General features: G+C 64.8%; 19 protein-coding genes. 12 read left to right on the forward strand and 7 right to left on the reverse strand.

Annotated features, from left to right (window positions below):
• Window positions 1–23: 23 nt before the first annotated feature.
• The 6 genes from hemA (at window position 24) to HDG32_RS21520 (ending at window position 5,399) form a co-directional block, all read left to right on the forward strand.
• Complete coding sequence (gene hemA / locus HDG32_RS21495) at window positions 24–1,310, forward strand: glutamyl-tRNA reductase (RefSeq protein ID WP_184070553.1); 1,287 nt, start codon at window positions 24–26, stop codon at window positions 1,308–1,310.
• A 121-nt stretch (window positions 1,311–1,431) separates the two neighbouring features.
• Window positions 1,432–2,514, forward strand: coding sequence for a peptide chain release factor 1 (gene prfA / locus HDG32_RS21500; RefSeq protein ID WP_184070555.1), 1,083 nt, complete (start codon window positions 1,432–1,434; stop codon window positions 2,512–2,514).
• A 10-nt stretch (window positions 2,515–2,524) separates the two neighbouring features.
• Window positions 2,525–3,412, forward strand: coding sequence for a peptide chain release factor N(5)-glutamine methyltransferase (prmC, locus tag HDG32_RS21505; RefSeq protein WP_184070557.1), 888 nt, complete (start codon window positions 2,525–2,527; stop codon window positions 3,410–3,412).
• A 112-nt stretch (window positions 3,413–3,524) separates the two neighbouring features.
• Window positions 3,525–3,836 carry a Grx4 family monothiol glutaredoxin gene (gene grxD, locus HDG32_RS21510; RefSeq protein WP_018420101.1) on the forward strand — a complete coding sequence of 104 codons (312 nt, stop codon included), beginning with the start codon at window positions 3,525–3,527 and terminating at the stop codon, window positions 3,834–3,836.
• Window positions 3,837–3,876: 40 nt separating this feature from the next.
• Window positions 3,877–4,479 carry a UbiX family flavin prenyltransferase gene (locus HDG32_RS21515; protein WP_184052382.1) on the forward strand — a complete coding sequence of 201 codons (603 nt, stop codon included), beginning with the start codon at window positions 3,877–3,879 and terminating at the stop codon, window positions 4,477–4,479.
• 134 nt (window positions 4,480–4,613) lie between these two features.
• Entirely contained in the window at window positions 4,614–5,399 is a 786-nt protein-coding gene (locus HDG32_RS21520) for a class III extradiol ring-cleavage dioxygenase (RefSeq protein WP_184070559.1), read from the forward strand.
• Window positions 5,400–5,517: 118 nt separating this feature from the next.
• Here the strand turns inward: HDG32_RS21520 and HDG32_RS21525 are convergent, their stop codons facing one another.
• Window positions 5,518–7,113 (reverse strand): APC family permease, encoded by a 1,596-nt coding sequence (locus HDG32_RS21525; protein ID WP_184070561.1) that lies wholly within the window; start codon window positions 7,111–7,113, stop codon window positions 5,518–5,520.
• Between the two features lie 431 nt (window positions 7,114–7,544).
• Between HDG32_RS21525 and HDG32_RS21530 the strand changes: the two genes are divergently transcribed.
• Window positions 7,545–7,748, forward strand: a complete 204-nt coding sequence (locus HDG32_RS21530) for a cold-shock protein (protein WP_007180251.1) — start codon at window positions 7,545–7,547, stop codon at window positions 7,746–7,748.
• A gap of 135 nt (window positions 7,749–7,883) precedes the next feature.
• Here the strand turns inward: HDG32_RS21530 and HDG32_RS21535 are convergent, their stop codons facing one another.
• Window positions 7,884–9,134 carry an Hsp70 family protein gene (locus HDG32_RS21535; protein WP_184070563.1) on the reverse strand — a complete coding sequence of 417 codons (1,251 nt, stop codon included), beginning with the start codon at window positions 9,132–9,134 and terminating at the stop codon, window positions 7,884–7,886.
• A 188-nt stretch (window positions 9,135–9,322) separates the two neighbouring features.
• Here HDG32_RS21535 and HDG32_RS21540 point away from each other — a divergent pair, with 188 nt between their 5' ends.
• The gene (locus HDG32_RS21540) at window positions 9,323–10,816 is read left to right on the forward strand and encodes an MFS transporter (RefSeq protein ID WP_184070565.1); all 1,494 of its coding nucleotides are present in this window, start codon (window positions 9,323–9,325) and stop codon (window positions 10,814–10,816) included.
• A gap of 103 nt (window positions 10,817–10,919) precedes the next feature.
• Here the strand turns inward: HDG32_RS21540 and HDG32_RS21545 are convergent, their stop codons facing one another.
• Window positions 10,920–11,513 carry a nitroreductase family protein gene (locus tag HDG32_RS21545; RefSeq protein ID WP_184070567.1) on the reverse strand — a complete coding sequence of 198 codons (594 nt, stop codon included), beginning with the start codon at window positions 11,511–11,513 and terminating at the stop codon, window positions 10,920–10,922.
• 193 nt (window positions 11,514–11,706) lie between these two features.
• The gene (locus HDG32_RS21550) at window positions 11,707–12,990 is read right to left on the reverse strand and encodes an MFS transporter (RefSeq protein ID WP_184070569.1); all 1,284 of its coding nucleotides are present in this window, start codon (window positions 12,988–12,990) and stop codon (window positions 11,707–11,709) included.
• Window positions 12,991–13,143: 153 nt separating this feature from the next.
• Between HDG32_RS21550 and HDG32_RS21555 the strand changes: the two genes are divergently transcribed.
• Window positions 13,144–13,791 (forward strand): TetR/AcrR family transcriptional regulator, encoded by a 648-nt coding sequence (locus HDG32_RS21555; protein WP_184070571.1) that lies wholly within the window; start codon window positions 13,144–13,146, stop codon window positions 13,789–13,791.
• Between the two features lie 58 nt (window positions 13,792–13,849).
• Complete coding sequence (locus HDG32_RS21560) at window positions 13,850–14,404, forward strand: DUF1415 domain-containing protein (protein WP_184070573.1); 555 nt, start codon at window positions 13,850–13,852, stop codon at window positions 14,402–14,404.
• Between the two features lie 20 nt (window positions 14,405–14,424).
• Here the strand turns inward: HDG32_RS21560 and HDG32_RS21565 are convergent, their stop codons facing one another.
• Complete coding sequence (locus tag HDG32_RS21565; protein ID WP_184070575.1) at window positions 14,425–15,267, reverse strand: SAM-dependent methyltransferase; 843 nt, start codon at window positions 15,265–15,267, stop codon at window positions 14,425–14,427.
• Window positions 15,268–15,654: 387 nt separating this feature from the next.
• Between HDG32_RS21565 and HDG32_RS21570 the strand changes: the two genes are divergently transcribed.
• Window positions 15,655–15,975, forward strand: coding sequence for a DNA-binding protein (locus HDG32_RS21570; protein ID WP_090802066.1), 321 nt, complete (start codon window positions 15,655–15,657; stop codon window positions 15,973–15,975).
• A gap of 135 nt (window positions 15,976–16,110) precedes the next feature.
• On the opposite strand, the gene HDG32_RS21575 is transcribed toward HDG32_RS21570, so the two are convergent.
• Window positions 16,111–16,320 (reverse strand): DUF1059 domain-containing protein, encoded by a 210-nt coding sequence (locus HDG32_RS21575; protein WP_090805487.1) that lies wholly within the window; start codon window positions 16,318–16,320, stop codon window positions 16,111–16,113.
• Between the two features lie 442 nt (window positions 16,321–16,762).
• Here HDG32_RS21575 and HDG32_RS21580 point away from each other — a divergent pair, with 442 nt between their 5' ends.
• Complete coding sequence (locus tag HDG32_RS21580) at window positions 16,763–18,034, forward strand: TIGR03862 family flavoprotein (RefSeq protein WP_184070577.1); 1,272 nt, start codon at window positions 16,763–16,765, stop codon at window positions 18,032–18,034.
• Between the two features lie 15 nt (window positions 18,035–18,049).
• Here HDG32_RS21580 and HDG32_RS21585 read toward each other — a convergent pair whose 3' ends face one another.
• On the reverse strand, window positions 18,050–19,174 hold the full coding sequence (locus HDG32_RS21585) for a class I SAM-dependent methyltransferase (protein WP_184070579.1): 1,125 nt from the start codon (window positions 19,172–19,174) through the stop codon (window positions 18,050–18,052).
• Window positions 19,175–19,280 lie beyond the last annotated feature (106 nt).

Raw genomic sequence — 19,280 nt, forward strand, 5'->3', positions numbered from 1 at the left:
TGGCTGAACGATAGCTCCCCCAAATGCAGCTTCTAACGATCGGAATCAACCATCACACTGCGCCTGTCGCCTTGCGCGAACGCGTGGCGTTTCCGCTCGAACAGATAAAGCCCGCTCTGGATACGTTCAAAGGCATCTGGCTGGGCCACATGGCCCCCAACGCGCCCGAGGCGGCAATTCTGTCCACCTGCAACCGCACTGAACTCTACTGCGCGACCGACGACCTCGCCGCGCGCGAAGCCTCGGTGCAGTGGCTGTCGAAGTACCACAACCTCCCGATCGATCAACTCGCGCCGCACGTCTATGCGCTGCCGCAGTCCGAAGCCGTGCGCCATGCGTTCCGCGTCGCGTCGGGGCTCGATTCGATGGTGCTCGGCGAAACGCAGATCGTCGGACAAATGAAGGACGCGGTGCGCACCGCCTCCGAAGCCGGCGCCCTCGGCACCTACCTGAATCAGCTATTCCAGCGCACCTTCGCCGTCGCGAAGGAAGTGCGCAGCACCACCGAGATCGGCGCGCAGTCGGTGTCGATGGCCGCCGCCGCGGTACGCCTCGCCCAACGCATTTTCGACAAGATCGCGAACCAGCGCGTGCTGTTCATCGGTGCTGGCGAAATGATCGAGCTTTGCGCGACGCACTTCGCGGCGCAGCATCCGCGGGAACTCGTCGTCGCGAACCGAACCGCCGAGCGCGGCATGCGGCTCGCCGAGCGCTTCAACGGCCGCGCCATTCCGCTCTCCGAGCTCCCCGCGCGGATGCACGAATTCGACATCATCGTGTCGTGCACGGCGTCCACGTTGCCGATCATCGGTCTTGGCGCGGTCGAGCGCGCGGTCAAGGCGCGTCGTCACCGGCCGATTTTCATGGTCGACCTCGCGGTGCCGCGTGACATCGAACCCGAAGCCGGCCAGCTCGAAGACGTGTTCCTGTACACCGTCGACGACCTCGGTGCGATCGTCCGCGAAGGCAATGCGTCGCGCCAGGCCGCGGTCGCGCAGGCCGAAGCGATCATCGAAACGCGCGTACAGACCTTCATGCAGTGGCTTGATGCGCGCAGCATCGTGCCGGTGATCCGCCACATGCACACACAGGCCGACACGCTGCGCCGCGCAGAGGTCGAACGCGCGCAGAAAATGCTCGCGCGCGGCGACGATCCGGCCGCAGTCCTCGAGGCACTGTCGCAATCGCTCACCAACAAGCTGATCCATGGTCCTACGCACGCGCTGAATCGCGCGAGCAGCGACAACCGCGACAAGCTGATCGAGCTGATGAGCGGCTTCTACAAACACCCCGGCTCTACCGAGCGTTAGCGGCGCAGTGCTCGCCGCACCCCCGCGCGCCACCGCCGTGGCTCGCAAAGTGCTTCCGCCCCGGGCATTCGCCCGTTCCCCTGGCCGCATCCATTCCGGAGTCCGCTCCGCTACCCGCCCGATGAAAACGAGCATGCAACGCAAGCTCGACCAGCTGACCACCCGGCTGGCCGAACTGAACGACCTGTTGAGCCGCGAGGACATCACCGCCAACCTCGACCAGTACCGCAAGCTGACGCGCGAACACGCGGAGCTCGGCCCGGTCGTCGAGCATTATGGGCTGTGGCGCCAGGCGCAGAACGACGCCGCCACCGCGCAGGAACTGCTCGCCGACGCGTCGATGCGCGATTTCGCCGAAGAGGAAATCCGCGCAGCACGCGATCGTATGGAGACGCTCGGCGTCGAACTGCAGAAAATGCTGCTGCCGAAAGACCCGAACGACGAGCGCAACATTTTCCTCGAAATCCGCGCGGGCACCGGCGGCGACGAATCCGCACTGTTCGCGGGCGATCTGCTGCGCATGTATCTGCGCTATGCCGAGCGCAACCGCTGGCAGGTCGAGATGATGTCGGCGAGCGAATCGGACCTCGGTGGCTATCGCGAAGTGATCGTGCGAATTGCCGGCGATGCCGCGTATTCGAAGCTGAAGTTCGAGTCGGGCGGGCATCGCGTGCAGCGCGTGCCGGCCACCGAAACGCAGGGCCGCATCCATACCTCGGCGTGCACGGTCGCGGTGATGCCGGAAGCGGACGAGATCGGCGAAGTCGAGATCAATCCGGCCGATCTGCGTATCGACACGTTCCGCGCGTCGGGCGCGGGCGGCCAGCACATCAACAAGACCGACTCGGCGGTGCGCGTCACGCACTTGCCGACGGGCATCGTCGTCGAATGTCAGGACGACCGCTCGCAGCACAAGAACAAGGATCGCGCGCTGAAGGTGCTCGCCGCGCGCATCAAGGACAAGCAGGCGCACGAGCAGCAGGCGAAGGAAGCGGCGACGCGCAAGAACCTGATCGGCTCGGGCGACCGTTCGGAGCGCATCCGCACGTACAACTTCCCGCAGGGGCGCCTCACCGATCACCGCATCAACCTGACGCTGTATCGCCTCGACGCGATCATGGACGGCGATCTCGAAGAACTGATCGCGGCGCTCGTCAGCGAGCATCAGGCCGAACTGCTGGCTTCGCTCGGCGACGCCGACTAACGCCCCGACAATGACCGACGCCTGCCCGGCTCCGCTCGACCCCACCGCTCTGCCCCCCACGGCCGAGGCGCTATTGCGCGCATCGCCGCTGCCGCCGCTCGAAGCGCGGATTCTGCTCACGCATGTGCTCGGTTGGCGGCGCACGCAGCTGATCACGCGCGGCGAGGAGCCGCTCGAACGCGCAAGCGTCGAGCGTTATCGCACGTTCGAGGCGCGGCGCATGGCCGGCGAGCCGGTCGCGCAGCTCGTCGGTGCGCGCGAGTTCTTCGGGCTCGAATTCGAAGTGACGCCGCACGTGCTGATTCCGCGTCCTGAGACCGAGCTGCTGGTGGAGACCGTGCTCGCGGCGATCGAACCTCGGCCGCGCCCACGTGTGCTCGATCTCGGCACCGGGACCGGCGCAATCGCGGTGGCAATCGCGTCGATGCGGCCCGACGCGCAGGTCTGGGCGCTCGACCGCTCGGCCGACGCGCTCGCCGTCGCCGCGCGCAACGGCGCGCGCCTGCTCGACGTGAATCGCCCGGGGGGCGCCGTCGTTTTCCTGCCCAGCGACTGGTACGGCTCGCTCGACGCCGCGTTGCGCTTCGATGCGATCGTCAGCAATCCACCGTATATCGCGAGCGGCGACCCGCATCTGCGTGAGGGCGATCTGCGCTTCGAGCCGCGCGGCGCGCTCACCGACGAGGCCGACGGCCTCAGCGCGATCCGCGCGATCGTTGCCGGCGCCCCCGAGCGTCTCGCTGCCGACGGCACGCTTTGGATCGAACATGGCTACGACCAGGCCGAAGCCGTGCGCGCATTGTTGAGCGAACGCGGTTTCGCCGAGGTCCGCTCGGCGCGCGATCTCGCCGGCATCGAGCGGATCAGCGGCGGCGTGCTGCGCGCCGCTGCGGCCTGAGCGCGGTCGCCGAGGCTAAAACCCCAGGCGCGACGTGGCTGCGGCCGCCCGTAGCGAAATCCGCTATCATTTCAGCCTATTCCCATCCTTTATCGGAACCGCAAGGTCAGTCATGGATACGCAACAACGCATCAAGCAAATCGTCGACGGCAACAACGTCGTTCTCTTCATGAAGGGCACGGCCCAGTTCCCGATGTGCGGTTTTTCCGGCCGCGCCATCCAGATCCTGAAGGCGTGCGGTGCCGGTGAAATCAAGACCGTCAACGTGCTCGAAGACGACGAAATCCGTCAGGGCATCAAGGTGTTCTCGAACTGGCCGACCATTCCGCAGCTGTACGTGAAGGGCGAATTCATCGGCGGCTCGGACATCATGATGGAGATGTACGAATCGGGCGAACTGCAGCAGCTGTTCGCCGCGGCCTGAGCGTTCTACGCTTCGTTCGCTTCATCAGGCGCCGCAAGCCATGCAGCAAGCACGCACCGCGGTGCCTCGCCGGCTGATCGTCGCGATCACCGGCGCCACCGGCGCCATCTACGGCATCCGGCTGCTCGAGACGCTGCGGCGGCTCGGCGGCGTCGAGAGCCACCTGCTGATTTCGAGCGCCGGTTGGCTCAACATCCAGCATGAACTCGAGTTGGGCAAGGAAGACGTGCATCCGCTCGCGGATGTCGTCCATTCGGTGCGCGATGTCGGCGCGAGCATCGCGTCCGGCTCGTTCGCGACCGACGGCATGATCGTCGCGCCCTGCTCGATGAAAACACTCGCGAGCATCGCGCACGGTTTCGCCGACAACCTGATCACCCGCGCCGCCGACGTCACACTGAAGGAGCGTCGCCGTCTCGTGCTGCTGGTGCGCGAAACGCCGTTCAATCTCGCGCATCTGCGCAACATGACGGCCGTCACCGAAATGGGCGGAGTGATCTTCCCGCCGCTGCCCGCGTTCTATAACCGGCCTGCTTCGATCGACGAGATGGTCGACCACACTGTCGCACGCGTGCTCGATCTGTTTGCGCTGGGGCCGGCGTTGTCGCCGGCGTGGGAAGGATTGCGGGGCGCGCAGGATTAACCGCGACAACGCGGATTAACAACGGCCGCGACGCAATCAATTCCCGCCGAACCCATTTATCAAGCCGGCGTGCGGACCTATATTGGTAGCAACCCAATTTCTCCGTGCCGTGCTTACACGGCCGCGTTGCTGTCATGAACCGCTTACCTTCGCTTTTCCTGTCTCACGGCGCACCCACGTTGCCGATCGATCCGTCGATGCCGTCCGCCGAGTTCGGCGCGCTCGGCACGCAATTGCCGCGTCCCGAGGCAATCCTGATGTTGTCGGCGCACTGGGGCACCGCACAGCCACTCGCGAGCATCGCGACGGCGCCTGAAACCATCCACGATTTTTATGGTTTTCCGCGCCAGCTCTATGAAATCCAATATCCGGCGCCGGGCGCGCCCGACATCGCACGTAGCGCCGCCGCGCTGCTCGGCGCGAGCGGCATCGTCGCGGACGTGCAGCCGCACGGACTCGACCACGGCGCATGGGTGCCGATGCTGCTGATGTTTCCGCGAGCGGACGTGCCAATCGCGCAACTGTCGATCCAACCGCACAAGGACGCCGCGCATCATTTCCGCGTCGGCCGCGCGCTGCGCGCGCTAAAAGACGAAGGCGTGATGGTGATCGGCTCCGGCCAGATCACCCATAACCTGCGCGCCGCCGATTTCTCCGCGCGCCCGGAAGACGCCGATCCGCGTGTGGCCGAATTCACCGACTGGTTCGAGGACAAGCTCGTCGCGCGCGATATCGACGCGCTGCTCGACTATCGCCGCCAGGCGCCGCACGCGGTGTTGATGCATCCGACCGACGAGCATCTGTTGCCGGTATTCGCCGCGCTCGGTGCCGCCGACGACGACTATTCGCTCGCGATCCAGTCGCTCGGCACCTACCAACGCTCGCTCGCGATGACGAACTACGTGTTCGGGACCGCCTGATCCGGCGCGGGGGTCGCGCACAAAGGTCAACAAAAAGCCCGCCTGATCATCGATCGGGCGGGCTTTTTATCGGCCCCGAAAGACCCGCGTCGAGCGGATCTTCGGTTTCGACCGGCGCTCAATGCGCGCCGATACCTTCGAGCACTTCGTCGTGCACGAGCCGCTCGTCCAGATACTCCGAACGATAGCCGCTGTTCACGCCCCAGAAGTAGAACACCAACGAGAAGGCGATCACGACGAGCATGTCCCAGCCGTACGGCAGAATGCCGAAGCCGCCAAACTCCTTGCTGCCGATCAGCGACAGGATCGCCATGATCGGCAGATACGCGACCAGCCACCAGGCAGCCTTCAGGTCACGGCCCCAGCCCTCGAAGCCCGACTTCGCCTGGAAGTAGAAATACACCGGCAGCGCGACGACCATCAGCAGAATGATTTCGCCGGTCAGCGGCCACCTCGCCCAGTACAGGATCAGCGACGCGCAGACGAACGCGAACGGCGCGATCACCTTCATGCCGGCGATGTGCAGCGGGCGCTCGAGATCGGTTGCCGCGCGGCGCAATGCCATCAGGCTGATCGGGCCGGTCAGGTACGAGATCACGGTCGCGACCGAAATCACCGCCGCGAGCGAACTCCAGCCGCGGAAGAAGAACAGGAAGATGAACGAGACGAGCAGGTTGAACCACATCGCGTTGCGCGGAACGCCATAGAACGGGTGCACGTTACCGAACATCTTCGGCATCGTGTTGTTGCGCTCCATCGCGTAGATCATGCGCGAGGTGGTTGCCATGTAGGTCGTACCGGTGCCGCTCGGGCTCACGAACGCGTCGACGTACAGCAGGATCGCCAGCCAGTTCAGGTTCAGCGCAATCGCCAGTTCCGCGAACGGCGAAGCAAAGCTGAAGTGGCTCCAGCCCTTCATCACGTCGGCCGGATTCACGGCGCCGATGTATGCGATCTGCAGCAACACGTAGATCACGAGCGCGAGCAGGATCGAGCCGATCACCGCGAACGGCACGCTCCTGGCCGGATTTCGCGCTTCACCGGCCAGGTTGATCGGGCTCTGGAAACCGTTGAATGCGAACACGATGCCGCTCGTCGCGACCGCGGTCAGCACCGCCGACCAGCCGTACGGCGCGAACGTGGTCGTCTGACCAAAGTTCTCGATGTGGACGCCTGTCATCATCAGACCGACGATCGTTGCGCCCGGGATCAGGAACTTGAAGATCGTGATCGCCGAGTTGGCGCGCGCGAACAGCTTGACGCCCCAGTAGTTGAGCAGGAAATAGATGATGACGAGCCCGGCGGACAACAGCAGGCCGTTGGTCGACAACGACCCGTCGACGAACAGCGCATGCGCCCATGGATAGGGCCAGGTACTCATATATTGGATCGATGCTTCGGCCTCGATCGGGATCACCGACACGATCGCGATCCAGTTGGCCCACGCGCTGATGAAACCGACCAGCGCGCCGTGCGAGTAGCGCGCATAGCGCACCATTCCGCCAGATTCCGGAAACATCGCGCCAAGTTCCGCGTAGGTCAGCGCAATCGCGAGAATCACGACCGCACCGATGATCCATGCGCAAATCGCAGCCGGACCGGCAATTTTTGCAGCCTTCCACGCGCCGAACAGCCAACCCGAACCGATGATCGAGCCCAGACCGGTCAGCATCAGCGCGAAAGGCCCGATGTTCCGTTGTATAGAACTTTTCAAGTCTTCTCCAAAATCAGAACCATGTCGGCACCGCGTGACATCGCTTGTGGCGGTGGGGACGGGGTGACGCGCATGTAAGCGCGTCCAGATGCGGAATAGGTGCAACCGACGCGCGGCGCGTAGTTTAACGGTTGCACCGTGTTACTGCAGCGAAACCGCAGCCGAACCAAGGGTTCCTCCCTAGCAAAAAGTTGTCCTCCTGCGCAAGCTTTGTAAGAAAATTTCGGATCAGTCCGGCAAAGTTTCGTCTAGGCTGTTGACCTTCGTCCGAATTCGCCGTATAACGTTCGGGCAGGATTTCAAGTGGCGAGTGAAGTGGTTCTTTCGTAGTTCGCCCATCAACGGTACTCCGGTTGGTCCCATTACCCCCTTCCTTGATTTTCATGCACCCCGGGCTACGGCCTTATTCACCATCTTTAGGAAAAAGTAATATGGAAACCGGTACCGTCAAGTGGTTCAACGACGCTAAGGGCTTTGGCTTCATCACTCCGGACGGCGGCGGTGAAGATCTGTTCGCGCATTTCTCGGAAATTCGCACTGAAGGCTTCAAGACGCTGCAAGAAAACCAGAAGGTCACGTTTGAAGTGAAGACGGGCCCGAAGGGCAAGCAAGCGGCTAACATCAAGCCGGTGTAAGCTCCGCGCTTCCTTCCGGACGCAAAAAAACCCCGCCTCGGCGGGGTTTTTTATTATCGGCGGCCAATCTGAATGCGCCGATTAACTTCGCATGACTTCGCAATTGGCGGCGGATTATTTGCTGATTATCCGGGATTATCCGAATACCCGCCGCGCATGAATACCGAGGCCAGTCGCCACGCTCGCGAGACGATCGCCGAACACCGCTTGCGCGTCTGGAAACGCCGCGGCCAACGCGCCCGACAGAAACGCGAGGCCGGTCGACCCGCCGGTGAAATAGATCGCGTCGACATCGCGCGGCGCGACGCCCGCCGCCTGCACCGTATCGCGCGCGGCCTGCACGATGCGTCGCGTTTCTTCCTCGCCTGCTTTGACGAGCTGCGCTTCGTCGAACGCGAGACGCAGATCCTCTTCCACCTGCTCGAGATCGATCACGGTTTCGCCGCCCGCCGCCACGCCGATCTTCGCCTCTTCCGCGTGGGCGGCGAGCGCGTGCCCAAAACGCTGCTCGACCACGCGCATCAGCCGGTCGTGGTGCTTCGTCTCCGTGAAAAGGTGCCGCATCAGCGCGAGTTCGCTGACGCGCTTCGGCGTGTAGACGGTGTTGATCAGGTGCCAGGTCGCGAGATCGAAATAAATCCGGTTCGGGATTTCGCGCCCTTGCGGATCGAGCGACTGGTAGCCGAGTTCGCGCAGTATCGTGGCGAGTTCGACGCGGCGGTCGAAGTCCGTACCCGCGACGTGCACGCCGTGATGCGCGAGCACATCGTCCTTGCGCTCGACGCGCTTCATCCGTTCCGGCCCCACTCGCACGAGCGAAAAGTCCGACGTGCCGCCGCCGATGTCCGCCACAAGCACGAGCCCCTCGGCGCTCAGGTGCGATTCGTAGTCGAACGCAGCTGCGATCGGTTCATACTGAAAGTGGATGTCGCGCAAGCCGGCCGTGCGCGCAGCGGCTTCGAGCTGTTGCTGCGCCATCTGGTCGGCGCGCGGGTCGTCGTCGACGAAGAACACCGGGCGGCCCAGCACCGCGCGGTCGATCGCGCGGCCGGCGCTCGCCTCGGCCGCGCGCTTCAGGTGAGTCAGGAACGTCGCGATCACGTCGGTGTACTTGATCGCACTGCCGTCGCCGAGATCGGTCGTATTCTCGGCGAGCGGCGAGCCGAGAATGCTTTTCATCGAGCGCATCAGCCGGCCGTCGAAACCGTCGATGTAAGCAGCGAGCGCCGCGCGCCCGAATTCGCTGGTGTGTTCGTCGGTATTGAAGAAGACCGCGGTGGGTAGCGTCGTGTACGCGCCTTCGACCGGCGCCAGCTTCAGCTGCGGGCCGATCGGAACCGCGACGGCCGAATTGGAAGTACCGAAGTCAATCGCGCAATAGTTCATGGCAGGAATGGCCGCTCACGGCTGGCGCGCAAAGAAAGGGGAGCGGCTTTGTATCACGAAAACTCCGGCAGCATCAACTGAAGCTGCCGGGACGGCCGCAAGATCGTTTGAAATCATGGCGCGGAATGGATCTTGCTGCGCCCGACCGGATATGCCGCCCCATTTCGCCATCGAGGAGACTTCGCGTCATGAGCGGGCCGCCCACCGCCGCCGTCGATGAACGTCACGCCACGCTGATCGAAACCGATCTGCCGTCGCGACTGGACCGCCTGCCCTGGGGCCGCTTTCATACGCTAATCGTAGTCGCGCTCGGCGTGACGTGGCTGCTCGACGGGCTCGAGGTGACGCTTGCCGGCGCCGTCGCGAGCGCGCTGAAAACGAGCCCGGCGCTGCGCTTTTCGAATGCCGACGTCGGCCTCGCAGGCAGCGCGTACATTGCCGGCGCGGTGCTCGGCGCGCTCGGCTTCGGCTGGCTGACCGACCGTCTCGGCCGCCGCAAGCTGTTTTTCATCACGCTGACGCTGTATCTGGCCGCGACCGCGGCGACTGCGCTGTCGTGGAATCTGATGAGCTTCATGCTGTTCCGCTTCCTGACCGGCGCGGGTATCGGCGGCGAATACACGGCGATCAACTCGACGATCCAGGAATTCACGCCGGCACGCGTGCGCGGCTGGACCGACCTCGGCATCAACGGCACGTTCTGGGTGGGCGCGGGGCTCGGCGCCGCAGGCTCGCTGGTGCTGCTCGATCCGCACCTGCTGCCTTCCGACTGGGGCTGGCGCGCGTGTTTTTTCATCGGCGCGGTGCTCGCGCTGGCGATCCTGCCGATGCGCATCTGGATACCCGAAAGCCCGCGCTGGCTACTCACGCACGGCGACGAGCGCGACGCCCGCAGGATCGTCGAGGGCATCGAGACGCGTTTTCGCAACGCCGGTCACACGCTCGTCGACGACGCACTCACGCGGCTGCGCCTGCGCGCGCGCGACCATACGCCGTTGCGCGAGGTGTTCCACACGCTGTTCAACGTGCACCGGCGCCGCGCGCTGGTCGGTCTCACGTTGATGACCGCGCAGGCATTCTTCTACAACGCGATCTTTTTCACCTACGCGCTCGTCCTCACCGACTTCTATCACGTGCCGGGCGACGACATCGGCTGGTATCTGCTGCCTTTCGCGCTCGGCAATTTCCTGGGGCCGCTCGTGCTCGGGCGGCTGTTCGACGTGATCGGCCGACGCAAGATGATCGCCGCGACCTACGCGATGTCGGCGATCCTGCTGACGCTGTCCGGCTATCTGTTCGAGCAGCAACTGCTGAGCGTCGTCACGCAGACGGTCGCCTGGATGGTCATTTTCTTCTTTGCGTCGGCGGCCGCGAGTTCCGCGTATCTGACCGTGAGCGAATCGTTTCCGCTCGAAATCCGCGCGCTCGCGATCGCGGTTTTCTATGCGTTCGGCACCGCGCTCGGCGGCATCATCGGGCCGGCGTTTTTCGGTCGGCTGATCGATACGCATCAGCGCAGCGAGGTGTTTTCGGGCTATCTGGTCGGCTCGGCGTTGATGCTCGCGGCGGCGCTCGTCGCGGCGATCTGGGGTGTCGACGCGGAGCGCAAGTCGCTCGAACATGTGGCCGCGCCGCTGTCCAGCGTGATGGATGGTGAGAACGGCATGGACGGCGCTGCATGAAAAACGCGCGGACCGTGCCGCGCGTGCCTGACCGCTTAGTTGCTCATCGACTGCTTTCTTCGCTTTACCCGAAATCGCGCCGCAAGCGCGGCGAATCCGTCCCTCAGAACGCCTTCTTCCAGGCGCCGGCGTACACGATCTCCGCGAGCGCCGCGCGTTGACGCGGCGCCTTCTCGCGTTCGCGCAGGACCGGGTCCAGTTTGTCGACGTCGCCGTAATGGCCGAGCGAGATCATCGCGATCGGCTCGACGTCCTTTGGTAGTTCGAAGGCGGTACGGAACGCGTTCACGTCGAAGCCGCTCATCTGGTGCGCGGCGAGGCCGAGCGCGTGCGCCTGCAGCACCAGCGACATCGCCGCCGCGCCGGCGTCGTAGAACGCGCAGCGGTTTACGTCGCCCTTGTTGGTCATGGTGTGCGCGGTCACCGCGATCAGCACCGGCGCGAGCGCATTCCAGCCCTGGTTGAACGGCACCAGCGTGGCGAAAGCCTTCTTGAACGCGACTTCGTCGACGCTGCGATCGAATACCACAAAACGCCAGGGCTGCGCGTTATATGAAGACGGCGCCCAGCGCGCCGCTTCGAGCACGGCTCGCAACTGATCGCGACTCACCTGCTCGCTCGAATACGCGCGAGGGCTCCAGCGGCCTGCAATCAGCTCGTGAATGGCAACTTCGGTTGAGGCGGGTTTGGTGGCCATGCGCTTCTCTCGGTAGAAATTCATGATCGTCGGGCGGCTGCCCGAGGCCACATAGCATAACGGGCTTTCGGTGCGCGCTCCAAGTTGCGGCGCGGCGCTATGCGTGCTGGCTGAGAAAACGCGCACGGCCCCGTTATGGGGCCGTGCGTCGTTGCTTCGCTGACGGTGAATCCGCGGGGCTCGCGAGGGCGCCTCAGACTGCCTGCGGCGTCGGCACCTTGGCCGGGCGGTTGATGCGCAGCACGATCACCGCGGCGATCAGACACAAGCCGCCGGAAATCATCGATGCGACCGTGTAGGTGCCAAGACTCGCGCGCAGCATGCCCGCGCCGAGCGCCGCGAACGCCGCGCCGAGCTGGTGGCCCGCGACCACCCAGCCGAACACGATCGGCGCCGATTCCTTGCCGTAGACGTCGGTCGCAAGACGCACGGTCGGCGGCACGGTGGCGATCCAGTCGAGACCGTAGAACACCGCGAACAGCGGCAGTCCGAAAAAGTCGATGCCGAACGCGTGCGGCAGATACATCAGCGACAGCCCCCGCAGCCCGTAATACCAGAACAGCAGCACGCGGCTATTGAAGCGGTCCGACAGCCAGCCCGACATCGTCGTGCCGAACAGGTCGAACACGCCCATCGCCGCGAGCAACGACGCGCCCTGCACTTCGGTCATCCCGTAGTCGCCGCACATCGCGATCAGATGGGTGCCGACATAGCCATTGGTGCTCGCGCCGCAAATGAAGAAGCTGAAGAACAGCAGCCAGAAGTCGCGCGTTTTGCTCGCCGACGCGAGCGTGCCGAATGCGATCGCGAGCGGATTCTGCCTGGTGACGGTCGTCGTGATGGGCGCGTCATGCGGTTCGCCGTACGGGCGCAGCTGCATGCTGGCCGGATGCTCGGGCAGCAGGAACGCGACGAGCGGAATCACGACGCCCGCCGCGAGCGCGACGACCCACACGACCTGACGCCAGCCGTAATGCTCGGCGATGGCCGCGAGCAGCGGCAGAAACACCAGCTGGCCGGTCGCCGAGCTGGCGGTCAGGATACCCATCACGAGACCGCGGCGCGTCGTGAACCAGCGCGTCACGACCGTCGCCGACAGCGACAGCGCCGCTACCCCCGTCGAGCCGCCGACCATCACGCCCCAGATCAGCACCATTTGCCACGGATGCGTCATCAGCGACGACAGCGCGACACCCGCGGCCATCGTGCCGAGCGCGCTCAGCAGCGTGGGGCGCACACCGAAGCGCTGCATCGCGGCGGCCGCGAAAGGCCCCATCAACCCGTACAGCGCGATGTTCACCGAGATCGCGAGCGAAATCGTCGCGCGGCTCCAGCCGAATTGGTGCTCGAGCGGCACCATCATCACGCTCGGTGTCGCTCGCGTACCCGCAGCCGCGAGCAACACCAGGAACACCACGGCGACGGTCAACCAGCCGTAGTGGAAACGCCCGCCTATCAGTCGCGCAGCCCAGTTCATCGGTTCTCCCATCGACGCGGCCCGGGTGGCGGCGTCGTTCGTATTATTACGGCCTCGGTGAATGACTTGTGACAGATCGGTCACAATAGTGTTGCGATCTTAGTTACTGGTCGGTAACATGTCAAGGCGTCAATCTCATTCGGGTGACTTGCCATGTCCGACAGCGAAACCCCCAAGCCCGCCCCTACTCGTGCGCGGCGCGCGCGCGGCGCACAGACCGCCGGGCCGCAGGCGCAGCTGCATCTGCTGCGCGCGGCCAGCGAGTTGTTCTATCGCGAGGGCGTGCGCACGGTCGGCGTCGATGCGGTGGTCGAGCGCGCGGGCGTGAACAAGATGAGTCTGTACCGGCAGTTTTCGTCGAAGGACGAGCTCGTGATGGCGTATCTGGAGCAGAAGGACGAGCAGTTCTTCCGCTACGTCGAGAAGAGCTTCGCGAAGCATCCGGGCGAGCCGGCGAAGCAGCTTCAGCAGTACTTCGACGACCTCGCGGTGCGCGCCTCGGTCGACGATTACCGCGGCTGCCCGTTCGTGAACGTGTCGGTGGAGTTTTCGGATACCGCGCATCCGGCGCGGCAGTTCGTGTTCCGCAACAAGCAGCGCTTGATGGCGCGCCTCGTCGAACTGTCGACGGCGGCCGGCGCCGGCGATCCGCAAGCGCTGGCCGATGGGCTCGGTCTGCTGATCGAGGGCGTGTACGCGGCGAGCCAGACTTACGGGCCGGGCCGCGGGCCGATCCTCGCCGCGCCGAAAGTCGCCGCGCAGTTGATAGCGGCCGCTTGCGCGGAGAAGCCGGTTCGCTGAGCCAGTCCGTCAGCCGGGTCCTTTAGAATTGCGCGTTTTCCCGTCACGTCCGCCCGCCATGCCGTTGCCCGCCGAATCCCACGATGCCGTTATCACCGCGACCCGTCATTGGCTGACGGAGGCCGTGATCGGCCTGAACCTGTGTCCGTTCGCGAAGGCCGTGCATGTGAAGGGGCAGATTCGCTATGCGGTCAGCGAAGCGGACACGCTCGAAGCGGTGCTGACCGACCTGGAAGCCGAGCTGCAGACCCTCGTCGCCGCCGACCCCGCCGCCATCGACACGACGTTGCTGATCCTGCCGCGCGCGTTCGAGGACTTTCCCGGCTTCAACGACTGCCTGTTCTTCGCCGACCGGCTCGTCCAGCAGCTACGGCTCGAAGGCGTCATCCAGATCGCGAGCTTTCATCCGCATTACCAGTTCGAAGGCAGCGAGCCCGACGATATCGAAAACTACACGAACCGGGCGCCCTATCCGATCCTGCATCTGCTGCGCGAGGACAGCATCGAGCGGGCCGTGCAGGCCTTTCCCGACGCGGAAGAGATCTACGAGCGCAATCAGGAAACGCTGCGGCGAATTGGCCTCGCGGGCTGGGATGCGTTGATGAAGCGCTAAATGAAGCGCCAGGCCGCGCCTCAGGCCGGCACGAAAAATCGCTCCTTCAGCGCATCGAGCCCGAGCGCGTCCAGCACTTCGCCGAGCCGCTCAGCGGGCCGGCGCCGCGGCAGGTCCTTGTACTGCGCGATGATCAACTCGTTTTTCATCGAGTGTTCCCAGCCGACCAGCTCGGTCACGCTGACCTGATAGCCATGCGCTTCGAGCTGCAGGCAGCGCAGCACGTTCGTGATCTGGCTGCCGAATTCGCGCGTGTGCAACGGATGCCGCCAGATTTCCGTCAGCGCGTTCTTCAGATCCTTGCCCTTGTTCTGCCGCAGCACGCCGGCCACCTCGGCCTGGCAGCACGGCACGACGACGATGTACTTCGCGTGCTTTTCGAGCGCGAAACGGAGCGCGTCGTCGGTGGCGGTATTGCACGCATGCAGCGCGGTCACGATGTCGATTTCGGCGGGCAGCCGCGTCGACGTGATCGACTCCGCCACCGACAGATTCAGAAACGACATCCCCTTGAAGCCGAGCCGCGCCGCCAGCTCTTCGGACTTCGTCACCAGCTCTTCGCGCGTTTCAATGCCGTAAATGTGCGAAGCCCCACCAGCGACATCCTGAAACTCCTTGAAAAACAGGTCGTACAGGATAAAACCGAGGTATGACTTGCCCGCGCCGTGATCGACGAGCGTCAGTGCCCCCTGCTGGTCCTTCAGGTCCTTGAGTAGCGGCTCGATGAACTGGAACAGATGGTAGACCTGCTTCAGCTTGCGACGGCTGTCCTGATTCATCTTGCCGTCGCGCGTGAGGATGTGGAGCTCTTTGAGCAGTTCGACGGACTGGTTGGGACGGATTTCGTGGGTTTTGCCGGACATGTATGGGCCGCCATCAATTGCAGTGCGAACGTGCGACAGATGACGGAAAAAGAGAAAAGTTGCTGCCAGTTTACCCAAAGTGCGGCAATCCCAGCGAGTACGCCGTCCGGATCACGCGAGACAGGCGGTCCACTGGGAACACTTCCTGCTCGCAGGGCGCTGCGCGGAAGTGTCTCGATAATGGCCGAAAACAGCTTGAGCGCCGGCTGTGCCTGCGGGTGCAAGTCGCGTCGCCGAAAACAGGAAGCTGTCCGGCCGTGCAACCGGACACGCGAACCGGATGCATGTGGGAAGAGCGGTCCCGCAACAAGGGGCGAACGTTACGTAACCAGCAGCGGCCGGCTTTGCAACGGGTCGCGCGCTCGGATGATCACAGAAGAGGCGGCAATGGATACGGTACCCAACGGAAATGTCGAACAGAAGTTTCAGGAAATGATGGCGAAGCTCACCGCCGCGCCGGCATGGTCGGAGAAACAGCAACTCGAACTGGAAATGGCGCGCGACATCTCCACGGAAATGCTGCGGCTCGCCGAGGTCATGCGTGACGGCAACGTCGACCTCGAGACCTGCCTGACGATGCTCAAGTACGCCAAGGTGCTCGACTTCGTGATGACGACGCTCGCGTCGCGACGCGACATCAAGCCGCAGACGTTGCGGGTGATCTTCAAGCTCGCCGGGCTGAAGGTCGATGAGGCGTATCCGGGTTAGCGCGTCGGCATCCTGGTTAGATTGGCCTGGTATCGCGTTTCTCGTGTCACCACAAGACTGCTGCAACACGCCCGCACGCGGGCGGCTGGATGCCGCTCGCGACGCGGGCTTCCACACTCCCCTTCCACGGGTGTCTCAAGCGTGCCGCGCCTCGACGGGCGGCGTTCCCTCATGAAATAGCGTCTTCAGCTGCTCGCGCAGCTCCGGCGAATCCGCGTGCTTGTGAACGCTGACGGCATGCTGGACCGCGGCTTCGAGCAGTTCGCCGTCGCTGTCGGCGGATAGCGCGACAGTGCAGTTCGTTTCGCTCGGAAACTCGCGACAGTCGATATATTTGCGGGTCATGGCAATCTCCTTGAACCAGACGATCGACTCTTCCACCGATTCAACAGGTGATTCGCGTCGGCTGCCGGCGCGCGGCAGTGAGGCGCGCCGCAGCGGCTGCGACGCAAGCGACGTGATTGGGGATTGACGCGAGGAACGACCCGAACGGCGTCCGATGGAAGATGTTTGAAAAGTATAGGTCGCGTGCGGCGCGGGCCAAGCGGTGAACGCGATGCGCAACGGCCGGGAGAAAGACTGAATCCAGTATTTTCCGGTCTGGGGCGATCGAGCCCGGTCGCCTGGCCGAATAGCCGCCTGTTTGCCAGTACCGGGCACAGTTCGACAGAGTTTGTCGGCGTTTGCCGCGCGCCGCGCGCGGTGTGACAATAGCGCCCTTCGCGCCGCATATCCGTTCGGACACCGCGGCGCACCGCCTTTTCTCCCCGTTGATCCGCTGAACCGCATGTCAATCTCGCTCGATTCTGCCCGCGTCGCCGTGATCGGCGGCGGCCCCGCCGGCCTGATGGCCGCCGAGACGCTTGCCGGGCGCGGCGTGCAAGTCCACGTATATGACGCGATGCCGTCGGTCGGCCGCAAATTCCTGATGGCGGGCAAAGGCGGCATGAACATCACGCATTCGGAAACCCTCGCGCCGTTTCTCGACCGCTACGGCTCGCGCCGCGAGCGCATCGCGCCGTTACTCGACGCGTTCGGTCCCGACGCGCTGCGCGCATGGTTGCGCGAGTTGGGCGTCGAGACGTTCGTCGGCAGTTCGGGGCGCGTATTTCCGTCCGACATGAAGGCCGCACCGATGCTGCGCGCGTGGCTGCATCGGCTGCGCGAAGCGGGTGTGCAGTTTCATATGCGTCACAAGTGGAGCGGCTGGGCGTCAACATCCGAAGACGGTGCCGCCCACGCGTTGCGCTTCGACACGCCCAACGGTGAGCAGACGATCAACTGCGACGCGGTCGTGTTCGCGCTCGGCGGCGCCAGTTGGCCGCGTCTCGGCTCCGACGCCGCGTGGGTGCCGCTGATGACGTCGCGCGACGTGCCGGTGACGCCGCTGCGTCCCGCGAACTGCGGCTTCGACGCGGACTGGAGCCCGTATCTGCGCGAGCGTTTCGCGGGTCAGCCGATCAAGACGGTCGCGATTTCCGTCACCGGTGTAGACGGAAAAGTCCACAATCGACAAGGTGAAATACTTTTGACCGAAACGGGCCTCGAAGGGAGCCTGATTTACGCGTTGTCGGCGCCGATCCGCGAGCGGATTCTCGCCGGCGGCGAGGTCACGATCGCGCTGGATCTCGCGCCAGGCTTGCCGCTCGAGCGAGTCGTGGAGGAAGTGACGCGGCCGCGCGGCTCACGCTCGATCGCGAGTCATCTGCACGGGCGAATCGGAATCGGCGGGGTCAAGCTGGCGTTGTTGCACGAGATTCTGTCGAAAGAAGCCTTCGCCGATGCGCGCGGCCTCGCCCACGCGATCAAGGCGCTGCCGATGCGACTGCTGCGCGCGCGACCGATCGAGGAAGCGATCAGTACGGCGGGCGGAATCCCGTTCGAGGCGTTGGACGCGCATCTGATGATCGACCGGATGCCCGGCGCATTCTGCGCGGGCGAAATGCTCGATTGGGAGGCGCCGACCGGTGGTTATCTGCTGACCGCCTGCTTTGCCAGCGGGCTGGTCGCTGGCCGGGGCGCGTGCGCGTATCTGGAAGCGCACGGCACGTCGGCGTGACGCGCGCAGTCGCCGTCACCGCGCCTTGAGCCGCCACAACGACGTGACCTCGGCCGCTCGCGCAACATACAACGGATCGTTCTGATCGCTGGCCTTCGGATGCCGTGGACGAATGTCCTCGCGCCCCACGACACTGAGCCCCGCGTGCTCGATCGCCGCGAGCAGCCACTCGCGCGTACGCAGCCCAAGGTGCTCGGCGAAATCCGAAATGATCAGCCAGCCCTCGCCGCCCGGCGTCAGATGATCGGCGAGGCCGTTCAGGAAACCGACCAGCATGCGGCTGTCCGGATCGTAGACCGCGTATTCGAGCGGCGACGCGGGCCGCGCCGGCACCCACGGCGGATTGCAGACGACAAGCGGTGCCCGACCGTCCGGAAACAGATCGGCCTGCACAATCTCGACCTGCTCGGCGTAACCAAGACGCGCGAGATTTTCACGAGCACACGCAAGCGCGCGCGCATCCTGGTCCGTCGCGACGATCTTGCGCACGCCGCGTTTGGCCAGCAGCGCGGCCAGCACGCCAGTGCCGGTGCCGATATCGAACGCGAGGTCCAGCGACGGCAGCGGCGTGCGCGCGACCAGATCGACGTACTCGCCGCGCACCGGTGAGAACACACCGTAGTGCGGATGGATGCGCTCGCCGAGCGCCGTAATCTCGACGCCCTTCTTGCGCCATTCGTGCGCGCCGATCAAACCGAGCAACTCGCGCAACGACACGACCGACGCGTCGCCGCTCGCCGGTCCATAAGCTTCGATGCAGGCCTGCCGCACGTCGGGCGCGCGACGCAGCGGAATGGCGTAGTCGGCATCGAGCGGAATCAGGATCATGCCGAGCGTGCGCGCGCGCTGCGACTGCGCCTGCCGATGCTGGTTGAACGCGTCGAGCGGTGTGGCTCCCTGCTTGCGCGGCTTGCGTTCGAGCCGGCGCGTGACGGCCTGCAGCAGTTGGCGCGCGTTCTGGAAGTCGCCGCGCCACAGCAGCGCGGTGCCTTCGCAGGCGAGGCGGTAGGCCGAATCGGCGGTGGTGCGGTCGTCGGCGACGACGACGCGCTTCGGCGGCGGCACGGCCGCTTCGGAACGCCAGCGTGCGGTGCACGGGCCGTCGGCTTCTGGCCAGGTGAGAGTTGCGGGGCTGGTCATGGTGCAATGGAGTCGATGTGACGTCGCCGGCGGCATGGACCGCGACAGCGGACCGGACGTCCGGCGGCTGCCCGCCATCCCGGGCGACGCCCGAATAGTACCGTAC

The sequence above is a fragment of the Paraburkholderia sp. CI2 genome, assembly GCF_014201055.1.
GTDB classification, from domain to species: domain Bacteria; phylum Pseudomonadota; class Gammaproteobacteria; order Burkholderiales; family Burkholderiaceae; genus Paraburkholderia; species Paraburkholderia tuberum.